Origin of the sequence: Amycolatopsis sp. cmx-4-83 (assembly GCF_046548815.1) — a bacterium.
GTDB lineage: Bacteria > Actinomycetota > Actinomycetes > Mycobacteriales > Pseudonocardiaceae > Amycolatopsis > Amycolatopsis pretoriensis_A.
Window position 1 is genome coordinate 178,886 of the sequence record NZ_JAEBEF010000020.1, and the last position, 18,346, is coordinate 197,231.

General features: G+C 72.8%; 12 protein-coding genes and 2 pseudogenes. 9 read left to right on the top strand and 5 right to left on the bottom strand.

The annotated features are described in order from the left end of the window. Nucleotides 1–124 precede the first annotated feature (124 nt). Together ACLJQM_RS44745 and ACLJQM_RS44750 are read right to left on the bottom strand one after the other, a co-directional pair. Nucleotides 125–949, bottom strand: a pseudogene (locus ACLJQM_RS44745) (enoyl-CoA hydratase-related protein). Between the two features lie 37 nt (nucleotides 950–986). Further along, the gene (locus ACLJQM_RS44750; protein WP_410636241.1) at nucleotides 987–2,183 is read right to left on the bottom strand and encodes an oxygenase MpaB family protein; all 1,197 of its coding nucleotides are present in this window, start codon (nucleotides 2,181–2,183) and stop codon (nucleotides 987–989) included. A 225-nt stretch (nucleotides 2,184–2,408) separates the two neighbouring features. Between ACLJQM_RS44750 and ACLJQM_RS44755 the strand changes: the two genes are divergently transcribed. Next, the gene (locus tag ACLJQM_RS44755) at nucleotides 2,409–3,563 is read left to right on the top strand and encodes a TetR/AcrR family transcriptional regulator (protein ID WP_410636257.1); all 1,155 of its coding nucleotides are present in this window, start codon (nucleotides 2,409–2,411) and stop codon (nucleotides 3,561–3,563) included. Nucleotides 3,564–3,664: 101 nt separating this feature from the next. Next, nucleotides 3,665–4,684: a hypothetical protein gene (locus tag ACLJQM_RS44760; protein ID WP_410636242.1), complete on the top strand. Its 1,020-nt coding sequence runs from the start codon at nucleotides 3,665–3,667 to the stop codon at nucleotides 4,682–4,684. 879 nt (nucleotides 4,685–5,563) lie between these two features. Here ACLJQM_RS44760 and ACLJQM_RS44765 read toward each other — a convergent pair. Next, nucleotides 5,564–6,781 carry an amidohydrolase family protein gene (locus ACLJQM_RS44765; RefSeq protein ID WP_410636243.1) on the bottom strand — a complete coding sequence of 406 codons (1,218 nt, stop codon included), beginning with the start codon at nucleotides 6,779–6,781 and terminating at the stop codon, nucleotides 5,564–5,566. A 90-nt stretch (nucleotides 6,782–6,871) separates the two neighbouring features. Between ACLJQM_RS44765 and ACLJQM_RS44770 the strand changes: the two genes are divergently transcribed. The 3 genes from ACLJQM_RS44770 to ACLJQM_RS44780 all read left to right on the top strand — a co-directional run bounded on the left by ACLJQM_RS44770 (nucleotide 6,872) and on the right by ACLJQM_RS44780 (nucleotide 11,367). Beyond that, a complete protein-coding gene (locus tag ACLJQM_RS44770; RefSeq protein ID WP_247024518.1) occupies nucleotides 6,872–7,312 on the top strand; it encodes a MarR family winged helix-turn-helix transcriptional regulator in 441 nt (146 codons plus the stop codon). Between the two features lie 79 nt (nucleotides 7,313–7,391). After that, nucleotides 7,392–8,195, top strand: coding sequence for an endo alpha-1,4 polygalactosaminidase (locus ACLJQM_RS44775; RefSeq protein WP_410636244.1), 804 nt, complete (start codon nucleotides 7,392–7,394; stop codon nucleotides 8,193–8,195). 91 nt (nucleotides 8,196–8,286) lie between these two features. Continuing rightward, on the top strand, nucleotides 8,287–11,367 hold the full coding sequence (locus ACLJQM_RS44780) for a glycoside hydrolase family 2 TIM barrel-domain containing protein (protein WP_410636245.1): 3,081 nt from the start codon (nucleotides 8,287–8,289) through the stop codon (nucleotides 11,365–11,367). Between the two features lie 26 nt (nucleotides 11,368–11,393). Here ACLJQM_RS44780 and ACLJQM_RS44785 read toward each other — a convergent pair whose 3' ends face one another. Then, nucleotides 11,394–12,176 carry a hypothetical protein gene (locus ACLJQM_RS44785; RefSeq protein WP_410636246.1) on the bottom strand — a complete coding sequence of 261 codons (783 nt, stop codon included), beginning with the start codon at nucleotides 12,174–12,176 and terminating at the stop codon, nucleotides 11,394–11,396. Between the two features lie 285 nt (nucleotides 12,177–12,461). Between ACLJQM_RS44785 and ACLJQM_RS44790 the strand changes: the two genes are divergently transcribed. The 4 genes from ACLJQM_RS44790 to ACLJQM_RS44805 are packed head-to-tail and all read left to right on the top strand — an operon-like array spanning nucleotide 12,462 to nucleotide 18,218. Next, complete coding sequence (locus tag ACLJQM_RS44790; RefSeq protein WP_410636247.1) at nucleotides 12,462–14,114, top strand: AMP-binding protein; 1,653 nt, start codon at nucleotides 12,462–12,464, stop codon at nucleotides 14,112–14,114. After that, complete coding sequence (locus ACLJQM_RS44795) at nucleotides 14,114–15,082, top strand: phosphotriesterase (protein WP_410636248.1); 969 nt, start codon at nucleotides 14,114–14,116, stop codon at nucleotides 15,080–15,082. Before ACLJQM_RS44790 ends, ACLJQM_RS44795 begins: the two co-directional genes overlap by 1 nt. Before the next feature lie 41 nt (nucleotides 15,083–15,123). Beyond that, nucleotides 15,124–15,747: a TetR/AcrR family transcriptional regulator gene (locus ACLJQM_RS44800; RefSeq protein ID WP_247024512.1), complete on the top strand. Its 624-nt coding sequence runs from the start codon at nucleotides 15,124–15,126 to the stop codon at nucleotides 15,745–15,747. 8 nt (nucleotides 15,748–15,755) lie between these two features. Beyond that, entirely contained in the window at nucleotides 15,756–18,218 is a 2,463-nt protein-coding gene (locus ACLJQM_RS44805; protein WP_410636249.1) for a hypothetical protein, read from the top strand. Here the strand turns inward: ACLJQM_RS44805 and ACLJQM_RS44810 are convergent. Continuing rightward, nucleotides 18,215–18,346, bottom strand: a pseudogene (locus ACLJQM_RS44810) (IS481 family transposase); the annotation flags it as partial. The gene ACLJQM_RS44805 and the pseudogene ACLJQM_RS44810 sit on opposite strands and share 4 nt — an antisense overlap.

Here is an 18,346-nt window from a genome sequence, read left to right on the forward strand (position 1 = left end):
TGCCGGACGGGAGTACTGACCGGATGGGCCGCGGAAACTCATCGGTCCGGCCGCGAGGGCGGCAGCAGGAAGAGCGGGAGGTTTCGAACTGTCGCCCGCGGGTTCCCCGTGGCCCGAGCGCCGGTCACGAGGCCGGGTGGTCCGGGAACTTCGGGGTACGGCGCTCGTTCCAGCTGGCCAGCCCCTCGGCCAGCTCGGGCCGCCCGAACGACTCGATCATCAGCGCCGTGGCTTCGCGCGCGGCCTCCTCGAGCGTCAGGGAAGCCTCCCGCTCGAACTGCCGCTTCATCACGGCCATCGAGCGGGGCGCGCTGTAGGTCGCCAGCTCGGTCGCGTAGGCGTGCGCGCGCAGCGGGAGCTCCTCGGCCGGGACTACCTCCTGGACCAGGCCGTAGTCCAGCGCCTGCTCCGCGGTGAACGTGCGGCCCGAAAGCAGCAGGTCGCGGGCCCGGCCCTGGCCGACGAGCTCCGGCAGCAGCTTCGCGACGCCCTACTCGGCGATCAGCCCGCGCCGGGCGAACGCCGTGGTGAACTTCGCTCCGGCGGCGGCGAAACGGACGTCCGCCGAGCAGGCGACGACGAACCCCAGGCCGGCGCAGCCGCCGTTGATCGCGGCGACCACCGGCACCCCGACCGACGACGCGGCGAGGACGTCCCGGAAGTTCTCGTGCCCGCCGCCGCCGGCCGGGGGAGCGGCGGCGATGTCGTCCAGCAACCCCAGGTCGGCGCCGGGGCAGAACGCCTTGCCCGCCCCGGTGACGACGACCGCGCGGACGGCGGCGTCCGCGTCGGCCTGCCGCAGCAGGGCGCCGTAGCGGACCTGCATCGGGACGTCCATCGCGTTGCTGCGCTCGGGTTTGTCGAACGTGAGTGTCGCGACCGCGCCGTCCGCCGCGTACCGGACACCATCCACAGTGGACAAGGCCGCCTCCTCGGGGTCGGTCACCATACTAAGCGGTCGCTTCGGCGGTGACCAGGCCTCCGGCTCAGGCGCCCGGCCGGTTGCCCGACGGGATCGTGATCGGCGTCGTCGTAGGTGAACTGGCCTTGTTCAGGAACAGCATCGCGATCGCCCGGATGAACTGGTCGAACAGGTAGAACCCCGCCGGGGCGATGGGGAGCAGGCCCTCGCGGAACGCGATGTACGCCGGCCAGCCGGTGCGGACCAGGGCGGCCGCCGCGTAGTCGCGGGGGAGGCCGAGCCAGTCGCCGACCGCGTCGCTGAGGACGTAGCGGACGAATTCGTTCAAGAAGCCACGGGTGACGCCCAGGTCGATCTGCGCCGTCAGGCCGAGCAGGTCCTGCGCCAGCTCCTTGCCCTCCGTCGTCGGGGCCAGGAGCGGGGTGAGCACCCGCGTCGACTGCGCGTCGGCCTCGGCCCACGTCTTGGGGATGAACTCGTCGCGGACGCCGAGCAGGTGGATGGCGACCTGCCACTGGTGCAGGAAGGCCTCCTCGTCCGCCGCCGACATCGGCACGCGCCATTCGAGCAGCTTGCGGTGCACGTAGGTGCCGAGGCTGTGGAAGGTCACCAGGATGTCGCCGTTGCTGATCGGGATCTGCTCGTCGGCGACCGCGCGCCAGTGCGCCGACTGCGGCAGCAGGTGGCGCACGGCGGCGTGCACCAGGCGCGTCTTGTTGGCCGTGACCACGAACTGGCCCGTCGGCTGGAACGCGTTGAGGTCGCTCAGGTCGTAGCCGAAGGTGAACGTCTTCGCCGCGCGGTCCTGCATGTTCGCCCCGCCCGCGGACCAGTAGACCGACTTGGCCTCCCGCGGGATCACCGTGCTCATGATGCCGCTGCCCAGGCCGTAGAGCATGAACAGGTAGGTGTCCTTGCGCCGGTTGAAGTCCGCGGCGCGGCGCAGCTTGGCCGCGTCGGCCCAGGACGGCAGCCGGTTGGCCTGCTGGAGGTGGGTGGCGAGGCCGGCGGGCAGGCCGGTCGGCAGCGCGTCGCCGTTGTTCACCCACGGCCGCAGGGCGGCGTTGACCGCGGGCACCTGGCCGGTGTCGAGGATGCCCGCCATCAGGCGGTCGACCTCGTCGTCCCACGCCCACCACGGATCCGTGCCCGCGGCCTGGGCGCCACCCGTCGACGCCCAGGCCGGGACGGCGCTCGCCGCGCTCACCAGCCCGAGTGCGACACCGAGCGAAAGAACGTTCCTCCGGCTGAGATTACTCATTTACTTACCTAGCTTCCTCGGTAGGCAGTACCTGGGCAAAGCTTCGACAATCGACGAGTCGCGCCACGCGTTCAGGGAGAGATTCTCCATTAACATAGCGAGGCGGGTCGGCAGTCGGCAAGAGCCGGGCCGGCCTGAATCGGTCCGTCGCCCGGCACCCGGTCCGGTTCGTGGTTGACTGGCACGCATGGCCCCGCTCCCGCGCACCCCCGCCCGGCGGCCGCGGTGACGGCCGGCCCGGCCGCGGCGGCGCGGCCGCGCAACCGCAAGCAGCTCATCGTCGGGGCCGCGGCCACCGTGTTCAGCGAGCGCGGCTACCACTCGGCGTCCATGGAGGAGATCGCGGCCGCCGTCGGCATCACCGCGGCCGCCCTCTACCGGCACTTCCCGAACAAGTACGCGTTGTTCGCCGAGTGCGCGAACGTCATGGTGGACCGGCTCGTCGCGGCGCTCGCGGAGGTGCCGTCGGACGGCGCTCTCGCCGACGTCCTGGCCGCCGTCACGCGAGTCACCGTCGCCCACCGCGGGGCCGGCGGCGTGTACCGGTGGGAGGCCCGCTACCTCGAGCGCGAGGACCGCCGCGTGCTCAAGGCGAAGTTCGCGCACGTCGTCGGCCGGGTGGCGGACGCGGTCCGGCGCGAGCACCCGGCGCCCGACGAGCACCTGCGTGCGGTGGCGGCGCTGGGCGCGATCGGGTCCATCACGATGCACCACAACACGATCGGCCGCCGGCGCGTCGAAGACCTCCTGCTGGCTTCCGCGCTGCGGGTGGCCGCGACCGACACCCGGCAGGCGCTCGCGGGCGCGCCCCTCGTCGAACTGCCCGCCGCGCCCCAGCCGCGCACCCGGCGTTCGGAAATCCTCGCGGCCGCCGTCCCGCTGTTCGAACGGGCCGGGTTCGCCGCGGTCACCAACGGCATGATCGCCGAAGCCGTGGGACTGGTGCCTTCGGGGCTGTACCGGTACTTCCCCGGCAAGGCCGACATCCTGGCGGCGGCGTGCCTGCAGGCGGCCGGCCTGCTGGCCCAGGCGGTCGAACACAACCTGCGCGGCGCGCCCGACGCCCTGCTCGCGCTGACGGCGACCTACGTGGCCTACAGCTTCGAGCACCACGCCCTCACCAGCGTGGCCGACGCCGAGATCGTCGGCCTGCCCGCCGCTTTGCGCCGTCCGCTGGTGGCCGCGCAGCGCGAGCACATCGCCGTCTGGGAGCAGCACCTGCGCCAGGCCCGCCCGGACCTCGACGCCCGCCAGGCGCGGGTGCTGGTGCACGCCGGGTTCGGCGTGGTGGTCGAGGCCGGGCGCCGCCTGCGCTGGCGGGACACCCCGGAGCACCGCGCCGCCGTGGCCGCGTTGTTCGTGGGTGCCCTGGACCTGTGACGCCGGTTCGTTGCGCCGTTCGGGTGGCGGCGCGGCCGTCGCACAAACCTCCCGGGGCCGCCGGGCGTGGTGGGGGAGACGGCCGACTTCCGGGGGGAACCATGCTCAAGCGAACTCTCGTGCTCGTAGCGGTGCTCGGCGCCGCCCTCGTGCCCGGCGCGCGGCCCGCGGTGGCGGCGGGCTGCACCTGGGCGATGACGCCGCTGGCCATGCCGGCGCCCTACACCAGCAGCGAGGTCTACGCGGCGGCGGAAGGCGGCTGGTTCGTCGGTTCGCTGCGCGGCCCCAACGCGTACTCGGCCGTGCGGTGGCACGGTGCCCAGGTCGAGGCGATGTCCTCGTTGGCCGAGGTGCGCGACATCAACTCCGCCGGAGCCGTCGTGGGGGACGGCGGAACCGGCGAGTGGTGGGCGGCCAAGCCCGTCGTCAACCGCGGCGGCCAGACCGTGAACCTGGCCATGCCGCGAGGGTTCCGGTCCGCGAAGGCCACGCACATCAACAACAGCGGGGACGTCGTCGGCGTCGCCTACGGCGAGTTCGGCGACGTCCACCCGGTGCTGTGGGCCGCCGCGCGGCCGGGGACCGCCGAGGTGCTGAACCCGGATCCGCAGCACCTGTACGACACCTACCCGGTCGACGTCGACGAGCAGGGCCGCGTCCTGCTCTACACCGACATCGGCGAGCGCTCGGGCGAGGTGTTCGTCCGAGCCACCGACGGCGGCTACCGGCAGCTGCCCCCGCTGTACCCGGGCGGCGCGGTCTACCTCGAGGCCTTCCACGGCGGCCGCATCGCCGCGTCGGTCTTCACGCCCGAGTCGACGATGGTCGCCATCGAGGCGGACCTGGACGGGAACGTCGTGCACACGACCACCGAAGCGGCCGAGACCCTGTTCCTCGACGCCGGCACGACGATGGCGGGCGTGGCCCACACCTTCGGTCCCGAGAACTACGAACTCCGCATCTGGGAGAACGGCGAACCGGCTGCGGACCTGGCCGGCAACGCCGACTTCAACGCGGCACCGCAACCGGCGGGGCTCACCGACGACGGGACGCTGGCCGCGACGATCAGGTTGCCGGGCACTACGCAACCGCGGGCGGTGGCGTACCACCGCGGCTGCTGACGGCGCTGGCGTCGCCTGGCTGGGCCCGCGGCCCTTGCCGACGACGGCACGTTGGCTGCGACCAGCACCTGGCTCGGCGGGGCCGCGGGCGCTGGCGTCACCTGGCCGCGCGCCGTGGCTCTCGCCGGTGGCGCGGGACGTTGGTTGCGACCAGCACCTGGCCCGGCGCAACGGCAGGCGGTGGCCTATCACCGCGCCCGAGCATGGCCTGGCGGCCAACCGCGGCCTCGCCGGTGGCGGGGCGCCGGCCGTGACCGGCACCTGGCCCGGTGCAGCCGCGGGCGGTGGCCTACGACCGCGGTTGCTGACGGCGCTGGCGTCACGCGGCTGGGCATTGCGGCCCGCGGTCCTCGCCGACGGCACGTTGGCTGCGACCAGCACCTAACCCCGTGCAGCCGCGGGCAGTGGCCTAGCACCGCGGGCGCTGACCGCGCCTAAGCATCACCTGGCGGCCAACCGCGGCCCTCGCCGGTGCCGGGGCGCCGGCCGTGACCAGCACCTGACCCCGTGCAGCCGCGGGCAGTGGCCTACCACCGCGGGCGCTGGCCGCGGCCGAGCATCGCCTGGCAGTCAACCGCGGTCCCCGCCGGTGCCGGGGCGCCGGCCGTGACCAGCACCTGGCCCGGCGCAGCCGCGGGTGCTGACCGCGCTGGCGCAACGCGGCCGGACATCGGCGCCTGCGGCCCTCGCCGGTGCCGGGGCGCCGGCCGTGACCAGCACCTGGCCCGGCGCAGCCGCGGGCGCTGACCGCGCTGGCGCAACGCGGCCGGACATCGGCGCCTGCGGCCCTCGCCTGTCCCGGGGCGCCGGCCGTGACCAGCACCTGGCCCGGCGCGGCCGCGGGTGGTGACCCACCACCGCGGCTACCGCGCCCAGCCGTCACGCCTCCTTCAACCGGCTGCCCCGCCGCCAGATCGCGCGTGTGTTGAGCGTGTCGCCGATCGTCGACGTCGGGTCGCCGTCGACCAGGAGCAAATCGGCGCGGAGCCCTTCCGCGATGCGGCCGCGGTCGGCCAGGCCGAAGCGGCGGGCCGTGGTCGCCGTCGCGGCGCGCAGGGCCTGGGCCGGGGTCAGGCCCGCCGCCACCAGGTACTGGAGTTCCTGGTGCAGGCTGGCGCCGTGGGCCAGGCCGCCGAAGAAGGTCTCCGCCATGGACGCGTCGGTGCCCGCCAGGATGTCCACGCCCGCGTCGGCCAGGGCCCGGACCGACGCCAGCACGTCCTCGAGCTTTCCCTGCGGGTAACGGTCGTAGCTCGACCGCAGGGTCTCGTCCCACTTGCCGTCGAGGCGGCGCGCCACCCGCGGGTCGTCGGCGAGCTCGCCGCCCGAGATGCCCATCATCGACGCGTCGAGGCAGACGCACGGCACGACGAACATCCCCGCCTCGGCCACCAGGTCCACGATCTCCGCGGTGTGCGGCCGGTCCATGAACAAGTGGACGACGCCGTCGATGCCGGCCTCGGCGGCCATCCGAGTGGCGTCGAGGGTCAGCGTGTGGGCCACCGTGAGAGCGCCGTACTTCTTGGCCTCCGCGACGCCGGCGTCCAGCGTGGCCTGGTCGAGCATCGGCAGCCCGGGGTGCCCTTCGACGCTGCCGTCGTCGATCATGAACTTGATGTAGTCCGAGCCCCGCGCGAGCAGCTGCGGGACGAACGCGGCGGCCTGCTCCGGCGTCGTCGAAAACGGCATCAGCGGCATGACCGGGGGCAGGTCGCCGGCCGGGCGGAAGCCTTCCGGCATCAGCTCACTGGGGTGCCCGCCGGGCGGGGTGATGGCGAAGCCGGACGACCGGATGTCGGCCACCGTGTCGTCCTCGGTGAGGTGCGCCCGGTTTTCGCGGGTGTTCAGGCCCTGCATCTCCAGCTCGGTGGTGACGCCGAACCGCAGGGCCAGCGCCTGGGAGCCGGGCGCGGAGTGGACGTGCGCGTCGATCAGCCCGGGCAGCAGGGTCGCGCCCCGGCCGTCGACGACCTCGGCGCCCTCGGGCACTTCGCCGCCGACCTGGCGGATCTTCCGGCCGTCGACGACGACGGTCCGCACTCCCAGCGTCTTCTCGCCGTCGAAGACCTGGGCTCCGGTGATGGCGGTGGTGGCCATGGTGGCCTCGCTTCCTCGTTCGCAGTTACATACCCAATGCTATGCAATTAGCTCTTGGCATGCAAATGCCGGGGGTACTACGATCCGGGGGTGAGCACCGCGCGTTCCGCCGATGACCTGCTGCTGGACCGGATCGGCCCGGCGCTGTCCCGGCTGCGCCGGCGCGTCCCGGCCTCGGGCCGCGACCTCTCCCGCAACCTGGTGCTGAACGTCGTCGCCGAGGCCCCCGGCGAGATGACCGTCGGCGGCCTCGCCACCGAGATGGGCGTGGCCCAGCCGGTGGCCAGCCGGACGGTCGCGGCCTGCATCGCCGACGGCTTGGTGCGGCGCGCGGCTTCCCAGGCCGACGGCCGCCGCACCGTGCTTGAGCTCACCGAACGCGGCGAAGCCGAGCGAGACCGCTTCGCCGCCGAGCAGCGCGAAGTGTTCGAAGCCATCACGGCCGGCTGGCCGGCGGAAGACCGCGTCCAGTTCGCGCGGCTGCTCGTCCGGTACACCACCGACGCCGGCGCCTGGTCCCGCGGCCGCTGACCCGTTGTCCACTGTGGACAACAACCCGGTCGGGCGACACCCGCCGGAGCGGAAGCGAGCGGCTCCTAGAGTTGCGGTGGTGAAATCCTTCTTCGTCGCGCTGAGCGTGACCGCGGCCGTCACCGCTTGTTCGCCCGCCGGACAGCCGGCCGCGGTCACCCCGGCGCCGCCGTCCGCCGTGCGGCTGCCGCCGGTGAAGGCGGGCTTCGACTACCAGCTCGGCGGCGCCTACCCCCCGCCGTCCGGCGTCGAGGTCGTCAGCCGCGACCACGGCGCCGCGCCGGCCGCCAGGCGCTACAACATCTGCTACGTCAACGCTTTCCAGGCCCAGCCGGGTGCCGAGGGGGAGTGGGGCGACCTGGTGCTCCGGGACGCGAACGGCGAGCCGGTGATCGACGAGGACTGGCACGAGGCGCTGCTCGACCTGCGCACGCCGGACAAGCGCGAGCGCGCCGCGGCGAAGGTGAACGCCTGGACCGACGAGTGCGCGGCCAAGGGCTTCCAGGCGATCGAGCCCGACAACTACGACAGCTACACGCGCTCGCACAGCCTCCTCTCCGACGTCGACGCCCAGGCCTTCGTGCGCCTGCTGTCCGCGCACGCGCACGAGAAGGGTCTGGCCACAGCGCAGAAGAACACCTCCGAGCTGGCCGGGCGGCGCCAGGAGAACGGGCTCGACTTCGCCGTGGCCGAAGAATGCGGCGAGCAGGAGAACTGCGACGAGTACACGGCCGCGTTCGGCGACCACGTCGTCGTGATCGAGTACACCGACGAGGGCCTCTCGACCGCCTGCACACGCTGGGGCGGCTCGCTCAGCATCGTCCGCCGCGACCGGGACGTGGTTCCCGAAGGCGCGGCCGGGTACGTCCGGCGGACGTGCTGAGGTCGAAATGATCGAAGCCTTTGATCGATCGGAAACCCTTGTGCGATAGTGCTTTCCGCCCGTCAGTGCTGCCGCCGGAAGGGACTCTCCCATGCCGAACTCGCCGCGACCGAGCCGACGCCTGGTGCTGGGCGGGGCCGGTGCCGCCGTCGTCACCTCCGCGTTCGCGCCGGTCGCCAGGGCCGCCGAGGCGCTGACCCGGCCGGACCTCGCGATCACCGGGCGGAGCACCGACCTCGGCACCGGCTGGCGGTTCGCACTGGCCAACCCCGACGGGGTCACCGACCCGGACGGCCGCTTCGCCCACGCCGCGGAGCCCGATTTCGACGATGCGGCGTGGCAGGCCGTCGACGTCCCGCACGACTGGAGCATCGAGCTCGCGCCGACCGAGCGGGGCGGCACTAGCAGCGCGTCCGGCTTCTTCCGCGGCGGCCTCGGCTGGTACCGCCGGACGTTCACCGTGGCGCCGTCGCTCGGCGGGAAGCGCGTGTCGGTCGAATTCGACGGCGTCTATTCGGACGCGCACGTCCACCTCAACGGCGAGCTGCTCGGCAACCACCCGTACGCCTACACCGGGTTCGCCTTCGACCTCACCGGCAAGCTGCACACCGACGGCCGGACACCGAACGTCCTGGCCGTGCGGGCGGTGAACCCGCTGCCCAGCAGCCGCTGGTACTCGGGCAGCGGCATCTACCGCCGCGTCCGGCTGGTCGTGACCGAGCCGGTGCACGTCGCCCGGCACGGCACGTTCGTCACCACCCCCGACATCGCCGCCGGCCGGGGGACCGTGCGGGTGGCCACGGACGTCGCCAACGACTCCGCCGCCGCGGTGGCGGCCGAGGTGCGCACGACGGTCACCGACCCGGCGGGCCGGGTGGTGGCGGCCGGCTCGGCGACCGTGGCGCTGCCCGCCGGGCGGACGGTCACGGCGGTCACCACGGGGTCCGTGGCCGATCCGCGGCTGTGGTCGACCGGGCGGCCTTCGCTGTACCGGGTGCGCACCGACGTCGTCCTGGCCGGGCGGGTGGCCGACACGACGAGCACGAGCTTCGGCTTCCGCCACTTCGCGTTCCACCCGGACGACGGGTTTTCGCTCAACGGCGTGCCGATGAAGCTGCGCGGGGTCAACCTGCACGCGTCGCAGGGCGCGCTCGGCGCGGTGGTCGACGAGGCCGCGCTGGAGCACCAGCTGCGGCTGGTGCTGGCGATGGGCGTCAACGCGCTGCGGACCGCGCACAACCCGCCCGACCCGCGGCTGGTGGCGGTCTGCGACCGGCTCGGGATCCTGATGATGGTCGAGGCGTTCGACTGCTGGCGCACCGGCAAGGTCGAGTTCGACTACCACCGCGACTTCGACGCGTGGAGCGGGCGCGACATCGCGGAAATGGTGCACGCGGCCAAGAACTCGCCGTCGGTCGTGCTGTGGTCGATCGGCAACGAGGTGCCGGACGCGTCGATGGCGGGCGGCCCGGCCATCGCGGCGGGCCTGATCGCCGCGGTCCGGGCGATCGACCCGACCCGGCCGGTGATCATGGGGTCCGACCGCTACCGGAGCGTGCCCGCGCCGGGTTCGCCGCAGGACCTGATCCTGCGGCAGCTCGACGGTCTCGGCGTCAACTACAACACCGCCCAGTCGATCGACGGGCTGCACGCGGCGTACCCGGACAAGTTCTTCTTCGAGTCGGAATCGTCTTCTGAGACCTCGACGCGCGGGGTGTACCAGGACCCGGACCTGCTCAACACCGGCGAGAACCACACGCCGGGCAAGCGGGCGACGTCGTCCTACGACAACAACCTGGCCTCGTGGACCTTCAGCGGCGAGTACTCGCTGAAGAAGGACCGGGACCGGAAGTTCTGCCAGGGCCAGTTCCTCTGGGCCGGGCAGGACTACCTCGGCGAGCCGACGCCGTACGACGTCTTTCCGGTCAAGACGTCGTTCTTCGGCGCGATCGACAGCGCGGGCCTGCCGAAGGACGCCTTCCACCTCTTCCGCAGCCAGTGGACGGCCGGGCCGATGGTACACCTGGTGCCGGGGGATTGGACCGGGCACCGGCCGGGTGAGCCGGTCCCGGTGTGGGTCTACTCCACTGTGGACACCGTCGAGCTGGTGCTCAACGGCCGTTCGCTGGGTGTCAAGAGGTTCACCCGTAAGACCACTGTGGACGGACGGCCGTACCTGGAGACGACCGAGCCGGTCGGTGACGACAAGAACGACCCCTCGGGCAGCTACACCAGTCCCCACGGCAGCTCCGGCAAGCTGCACCTGACGTGGACGGTGCCGTTCGAGCCCGGCACGCTGACCGCGATCGCCCGCGAGGGTGGCCGTGAGGTGGCCCTCGACCGGGTCGTCACGGCCGGTCCGGCACGCGCGATCACCCTGACCGCACCGGATCGGGGCGAGAACGGGGCGATGGCGTTTGTGACGGCGTCCGTCGTGGACGCACACGGCGTCGTCGTGCCCGGCGGCGAACCGGTGCTGCGGTTCGCCGTCCAAGGCCCGGGGCGGGTGGCCGGCGTGGACAACGGCAGGCAAGAGCTGGCCCAGAGCTACCAGCAGCCCACGATCCCCGCGTTCAAGGGCCAGGCGGTGGCGGTGATCGCGGCGACGGGCGGCCGCGGCCCGATCACGGTGACGGCGTCCGCGCCGGGGCTGGCGTCCGGCCGGATCACCTTGCCGGGCACCGGTCTCGGGCAGCGCAACGGGCCCGGGGCGCGGGCCGTGGAGTCACCGGTTCCGGTGGTGGTGCGGGCGGCCGACGCGAGTTACTCGGGCGCGCCGGACACGCTGCCGTCGGCGATGCTGGACGGCGACCCGGCCACCGGCTGGTCGAACTTCTCCGTCAAGCCGGCGACCGCGACGCTGGCCGCGGTGAGCCGGCCGCGGGCGCAGGACTGGGTGTCACTGGCCTGGCCCGCGGCGCGGCGGATCAGCGCGCTCACCGCCCGGTTCGTCGTCGACTCGAAGCACGCGCTGCCGTCGGCGGCCGAGGTCGCCGTCCGCACCGCGCGGGGGTGGGAGCCGGTGCGGGACCTGCGGATCACGTGGGGGAGCGGCTCGAACGACCCGACGACGCTCGAGTTCGCCCCCGTGGTGACCACGGAAGTCCGGCTGACGATGTCCGCGACCGCCTTCCTCCGCATCAGCACGCTCGTGAGTGGGAAACAGGGTTAGAACACTGTTTCCCACTCACGACCGCGTCAGCGGGTGCAGGGGGCGAGAGCGTCGAGGCCCTGCGGTTTCTCGGCGTTGCGGCCGATCGCCGTGGCGATGCGGTTGATCGTCGCGACGCGTTTGTCTTCGAGCGGGCCGAGGATCGCGTTCTGGACGAAGTTCGGGCCGCCTTCGCCCGCGCTCGTGACGAGGCGGTTGTTGGCCTCGGCGATCTGGGTGTCCAGCAGGTCGAGGTTGCGGCGGACCTCGGCCTGGGCCTGCGCGGGGATCGCCGGGAGGCGGCTTTCCACGTCCGGGCAGCTGATCTGGCCGGCGGCCGCGGTGTTCTGGGCGGGTGCCGGGGCCGGCGCCTGCGACGAAGCCGCCCCGGAGCCGGACTGGCCGCCCAGCGAGCACGCGGCCAGGCCGCCCAGGTTCTGGGGTTTCTCGCCCTGGCGGCCGATGGCGATGGCGATCCGGTCGATCGTCGACGCACGTTTGTCCTGCAGCGGGCCGAGGATCGCGTTCTGCACGAAGTTGGGGCCGCCCTGGCCCGCGGTCGTGACGAGGCGGTTGTTGGCTTCGGAAAGCTGCGTGTTCAGCAGCTGGAGGTTGCGCTGGACCTCGGCTTGCGCCTGGGCCGGGACCGCCGGGAGCCGGCTCGCGACGTCCGGGCAGCTGATCTGCCCACCCGAGGCCGCGTTGGCGGCGCCGGGGTCGCCGACGGTCGTCGCGATCACCAGTGCTCCCGCCGCGATGCCGAGGCCGAGGGCCGCCGTCGCGATCTTCGTCCGCCGCGAGAGGCGGTGCCGTCCACCGGTAGCAGGCATGAATCACTCCAAGTTAGCGTGAACAGAGAGGGTCCACACGGGCAGCGCGCGGTTGTTCCGAATGGCGCGGCCGACTGGGCCGCGAAGGTCATCGTGGCGGCTCCAGCAGGGATTTGTCCAGTGTGAAAAGGAAAACGGGGAGATGCTGAACCATTCCGAACCGGGGTACGTGTGAATCGGTGAAAGGCGGCTTGTGCGATTCCGCGAAAGCCGGGTCTTGACGTGGCCGCCGTCGCCTCCTAGCGTCGGCATACCGACCGGTCGGTGTCCAAAGGAGGTCACTGGATGAGCTGGTACGACGCGAAGCCCTGGCTCGCGAGCTACGACGAGCGGGTGCGGGACGCGGGTCCGGCGAAGCCGACGACCCTGCCCGAGACGTTCCGCCGCGCCGCGGACCACGTCCCCGACCGGACGGCGATCGCGTACTTCGACGCGCGGCTGAGCTACCGGGAGCTCGACGAGCTCTCCGACGGCGTCGCGCGGTACCTGACCCGCAACGGCTTCGCCCGCGGCGACCGGCTCGCCCTGGTGCTGCAGAACATCCCGCAGTTCGTGATCGCGCTGCTGGGCGCGTGGAAGGCCGGCGGGATCGTCGTCCCGGTCAACCCGATGTACCGCGAGCGCGAGCTCACCCACGTGCTCACCGACGCCGGCGTCAAGGCGATCGTCTGCTCGCAGCGCGGCTGGAACGCCTACATCGCGAAGACCGTCGAAGGCAGCGCCGTCGAAATCTCGCTCACCACCAGCGAACTCGAGTTCCAGACCCGCGACGACGAGCGCGTGCTGGCGAAGGTCGAGAAGGAGGAGACGCCGGGCGCCACCGAACTCCTCGAAGCCGCGAACACCCCGGGCCCGAAGCCGCCGGAACCCGCCTTCGCGCTCGACGACACCGCGCTGATCAGCTACACCTCCGGCACCAGCGGCACGCCGAAGGGGGCCACCAACACGCACGGCAACATCGGCACCAACGCCGCCGGGCTCGGCTCGTTCAGCGGGCTCCCGGCCGGCTCGACGCTGTTCGGGCTCGCGCCGCTGTTCCACATCACCGGCATGGTCTGCGAAGTCGGCTCCGCGATCGACATCGAGGGCACCCTCGCGCTGGCCTACCGCTTCGACGCCGGGGTCGTTCTCGACGCCTTCCTGGAGCACCGGCCGTCGTACACGGTCGGGCCGTCCACGGCGTACATGGCACTGATGGCCCACCCGTCGTTCAGCCGCGACCACTTCACCTCCTTCGCGCTGCTGTACTCCGGCGGCGCCGCGCTGCCGCCCGCCGTCGTCGAGGCGTTCCGTGCGAAAACCGGGCACTACATCCACAACGGCTACGGCCTCACCGAGACCACCGCGGGCTGCGTCGTCGTCCCCGGCACCCTCGAAGCGCCGATCGACCCGGCGTCCGGCACCATCTCGATCGGCCTGCCGGTGCCCGACACGATCGTCCGGATCCTCGGCGAGAACGGCGAAGAGCTGCCGTTCGGGCAGCCGGGCGAGATCGCCGTCGAAGGCCCGATGGTCGTCTCCGGCTACTGGAACCGGCCGGACGCCACCGCGGAGGCGTTGCCGGGCGGGCGGCTGCTCACCGGCGACATCGGGTTCATGGACGAGCGCGGCTGGGTCTACGTCGTCGACCGCAAGAAGGACATGATCAACGCGTCGGGCTTCAAGGTCTGGCCGCGTGAGGTCGAAGACGTCCTCTACACGCACCCGGCCGTCCGCGAAGCCGCCGTCGTCGGGATCGCCGACGAATACCGCGGCGAAACCGTCAAGGCGTACGTCAGCCCGGCACCGGGGGCCGCCGCCGATCCGGCGGAACTCGTGGCGTGGTGCAAGGAACGGCTCGCCGCCTACAAGTACCCGCGCACCGTCGTGGTGCTCGACGAACTCCCGAAGACCACCAGCGGCAAGATCCTCCGCCGCGAACTGCGAGCGAGGGGCTGATGGTCGAGACCGCCCGCGGCGCGATCGCGCCGGAAGCGCTGGGCCGGGTGCTCATGCACGAGCACCTCTTCGTGCTCAGCCCGGAATTCGTCCAGAACTACCCGGAACACGAAGGGTTCCGCGAAGACGAGCACGTTCCCGAAGCGATCCGGCGGCTCAAGGAGCTGAAGGACGCGGGGATCGACACGATCGTCGACCCGACGGTGATCGGGCTCGGCCGGTACATCCCGCGCGTGCAGCGGGTCGCCGCCGAGGTCGAGGTCAACATCGTCGTCGCGACCGGGCTCTACACCTACAACGACGTGCCGCACTACCTGCACTTCCGCGGGCCCGGCACGCTGCTGCAGGGCGAGGACCCGCTCGTCGGGATGTTCGTCGGGGACATCCGGGACGGGATCTCGGGTACCGGCGTCAAAGCCGGGCTCCTCAAGTGCGCCACCGACGAACCCGGCGTCACGCCCGGCGTCGAACGCGTACTGCGCGCGGTGGCGAAGGCGCACGCCGAGACCGGCACGCCGATCATGACCCACACGCACGCCGGCACGCGGCGCGGGCTGGAGCAGCAGAACATCTTCGAGGACGAGGGCGTCGACCTGAGCCGGGTGCTGATCGGGCACTCCGGGGACTCGACGGACCTCGGCTACCTGACCGAGCTCGCCGACCGCGGGTCGCTGCTCGGCATGGACCGGTTCGGCCTGGACCTGCTGCTGCCGTTCGAGAAACGGGTGAACACCGTCGCGGCGATGTGCGAACGCGGCTACGCGGGCAGCATGGTGCTTTCGCACGACGCGTCCTGCTACATCGACTGGCTGCCCGCCGAGCAGCTGCCCGCGCTCACGCCGAACTGGCACTACCTGCACATCACCCGGGACGTGCTGCCCGCGCTGCGGGAGCGCGGGGTGTCCGAAACGGACATCACGACGATGCTCGTGGACAATCCCCGGCGGTTCCTGGCCCGGGAGTCCTGAGCCGTTATCCTGGTGCGTCGGATTCGAGAAGGGGGTGCGCGGTGACCCGAGCAAGCACCCGGAAGCCGGGCGAGGCGACGGGCGACGACCAGGCGGCCGTGCCCCGGCGGCTGCTGGAGCACGCCACGAAGCTGTTCGCCAAGAAGGGCTTCGACCGCACGTCCGTCCAGGAGATCGTCGAGGCCGCGGGCGTCACCAAGGGCGCGATGTACCACTACTTCGACTCCAAGGACGACCTGCTCTACGAGATTTACGCCCGCGTCCTGCGCGAGCAGACCCGGCAGCTGGAGAGCGTCGCCGACTCCGGTGCGCCGCTGCGGGAACGGCTCGCCGCCGCCGCGTCCGACGTCGTCGTGTCCAGTATCGACAACCTCGACGACAACACGATCTTCCTGCAGTCCATGCACCAGCTGTCCCCGGACAAGCGCAAGGCGGTGCGCGCCGAGCGCCGCAAGTACCACGAGCGCTTCCGCGGCCTGGTCGAAGAGGGCCAGGCGTCGGGGGAGTTCCGCGCGGACAAGCCGGCCGACGTCGTCGTCGACTTCTTCTTCGGCTCGGTGCACCACCTGGGTTCGTGGTACCGGCGCGGCGGTTCGCTGACCGCCCGCCAGATCGGCGACCACTACGCGGACCTGCTGCTGGCCGCGTTGCGCCCGCCTGGTTGATTGGTGCGGTGACCGATTTCCCGCCGCTGCCCGTGCTCGGCAAGCTGACGCCGGCCGAGCGCGAGCTGATCGAGGCCGCCCGGCGCGGCGACGTGGCGACGCCGGACGCGCCCGTCCGGGCCGAGGTGCTGCGGGAGCTGCTGCTCGGCCGCCGCGGCCCGCTGGACCCGCTGGGCGTGCGCGTCGAGGGCGCCCGGATCGCCGGGACGCTGAACCTGGACCTCGTCGAGGCCGGGACCGGCCTCGCCCTGACCGGCTGCGTGGTCGTGAACCCGGTCAGCGTGCGGCGGGCCGGGCTCCCGTGGCTGGACCTGTCCGGCAGCCGGATCGCCGGGTTCGACGGCGACGGCGTCCGGATCGGCCACGACCTGCGCCTCACCGGTGTGCGCGCGACCGGCTCCGGGGAGTTCGGCGCGATCTGCCTGCGGGACGCCCGGGTCGGCGGCCGCGTGTACCTGGGCGACGCCGAGGTGACCAGCGAAGACGGGCCCGCGGTGTACCTCGACGGGCTGGCGTGCGCCGACCTGCGGTGCGCGGGCCTGCGGGCGGCGGGCGACGGCGAGCTGGGCGCGGTCCGCCTGCTCCGCGCGAACGTCACCGGCCAGGTCGTCTTCGACGACGCCGTGCTCACCAACGCCGGCGGGCCCGCGCTGCACGCCGACGGGCTCGAGGCGGCCGGCGACGTGTGGCTGACCTCGGCGAAGATCACCGGGGCCGGCGAAGAGGGGGCGCTCCGCCTGATCGGCGCCCGGATCGGCGGCGAAGCCGATTTCACCGACGCCGTGCTGACCAACGAGACCGGTCCCGCGCTCGAGGCCGACCGGCTGCACGCCGGTGACCTGCGGCTCGACGGCGTCACCGCGCTCGCAACCGCTGAAGACGCGGCGATCAGCCTGCTCGGGGCGCGGATCGAGGGCCAGTTCAACGCCGGCGCCGCGGTGGTCGTCAACCGCCGCGGCCGGGGGCTGAGCGCCGACGGCATCCGGGTCGGCGACAGCTTCCACGCCGACGGCCTGAAGGCGCGGGCGTCGGGGGAGTACGGCGCGCTCTGCCTGCTCAGCGCGCACGTGGCCGGCAACCTCTACCTCGACGGCGCCGAGCTGGCCAACGACACCGGGGCGGCGCTGAGCGGCGACCGGCTCGGCGTCGACGGCAACTTCCGCGCCAACCAGCTGACCGCGGAGGGGTCCGGGGAACCGGGCACGATCCGGCTGCTCGGCGCCCGGATCGGCGGCCGGGTAGACCTCGAGGGTGCGAAGCTCACCAACGACGCCAGCCCGGCGCTGTACGCCGACGGCCTGCACGTCGGCGGCAACCTCGCCCTGTCGGGCGCGGAGGCCGCCGGTGCCGGCGAAGAGGGCGCGATCCGGCTGCACGGCACCGAGATCACCGGCCAGCTCCTGCTCGACGGCGTCGAACTGGCCAACGCGTCCGGACCCGCTTTCCTCGCGGACGCCTCGCGCGTGGGGAACTACCTCGACTGCACCGGCCTGAAGGCGACCGGCTCGGCCGGGTGGGCCGCGGTGAGCCTGTCCGGGGTGCGGATCGACGGCCAGGTCACCTTCGACGACGCCGAGATCACGAACGACGCCGGCCCGGCGTTGCAGGCCGACCGCTGCCGGGTGGCGGAAAGCCTGTCACTGAACGGGATCCGGGCCACCGGTGCCGGGGACGATGCGACCGTCCAGCTGGTCGGCGCGCACGTCACCGGCCAGCTGAGTCTCCTCGGCGCCGAACTCGCCCACACCGGCGAAGGGACCCTCCTGAGCCTGGAGGACACCGTCGTCGAGGGCGCGGTCTTCCTCGCCGCCGACGTCGTCTGCGCGAAACCGGTCCGCGGCCCGCACCCGGGGACGATCGAGCTCGACGGGTTCCGCTTCGGCGCGCTCGGCGCGGCCACCTGGCAGGAGTGGCTGCACCTGATCCGGTGGCACACCGCCGTCTACCGGCCCGGGCCGTACCAGCGGCTGGCCGCGGTGGAACGGACGTCGGGGCACGACGGCAACGCCCGGCACGTCCTCATCGCGCAGCAGCGCGACCTCCAGCGGTGGGCGCCCGAGGGGATCGGCGGCTGGCCGGCCCGGCGGTTCCACTGGCTGTGGGGCGCCCTCGCGGGCTACGGCTACCGCGCGCGGCGCACGGCGGCGGCGTTGCTGCTCGCGGTGCTCGCCGCCGGTGGGCTCGGCCTCTGGGCCGGCCAGGTGGGGGAGGGCGGCCACCACGCCGCCGAGCGCGTCGCGGACTTCGCGGCCCCGGCCGGCACGCGGTGCACGACCGTGGAGCTCATCGGCGTCGGGCTGGACCGCGGGCTGCCGCTGTCGCCGGGCGTGCGCGGCCGGTGCGACCTCAACACCGGCCTCGACGCGGGCCAGGTGTTCACCGTGGCGATCTGGGCGGTCCAGGCCGCGATCTGGGCGCTGGCCACGCTCGCGCTGGTCGGCTACACCGGGCTGGTGCGCAAGACCGGCTAGGTGTATTGCCCTGTGAGGTTGGGGACGCGGCTGGCGGGGGGTTTGCCGGCGAGTGCGGTGTGGCCGCGGTGGTGATTGTAGGTGTGTAGCCAGCCTGGGAGGGCTTCGCGGCGCTGGGTTTCGGTCTG

Coding starts and splice junctions, on each gene's coding strand:
- ACLJQM_RS44760 (WP_410636242.1), top strand. CDS start 3,665: ATGCTCAAGCGAACTCTCGTGCTCGTAGCGGTGCTCGGCGCCGCCCTC.
- ACLJQM_RS44765 (WP_410636243.1), bottom strand. CDS start 6,781: ATGGCCACCACCGCCATCACCGGAGCCCAGGTCTTCGACGGCGAGAAG.
- ACLJQM_RS44795 (WP_410636248.1), top strand. CDS start 14,114: ATGGTCGAGACCGCCCGCGGCGCGATCGCGCCGGAAGCGCTGGGCCGG.
- ACLJQM_RS44750 (WP_410636241.1), bottom strand. CDS start 2,183: ATGAGTAATCTCAGCCGGAGGAACGTTCTTTCGCTCGGTGTCGCACTC.
- ACLJQM_RS44790 (WP_410636247.1), top strand. CDS start 12,462: ATGAGCTGGTACGACGCGAAGCCCTGGCTCGCGAGCTACGACGAGCGG.
- ACLJQM_RS44780 (WP_410636245.1), top strand. CDS start 8,287: ATGCCGAACTCGCCGCGACCGAGCCGACGCCTGGTGCTGGGCGGGGCC.
- ACLJQM_RS44785 (WP_410636246.1), bottom strand. CDS start 12,176: ATGCCTGCTACCGGTGGACGGCACCGCCTCTCGCGGCGGACGAAGATC.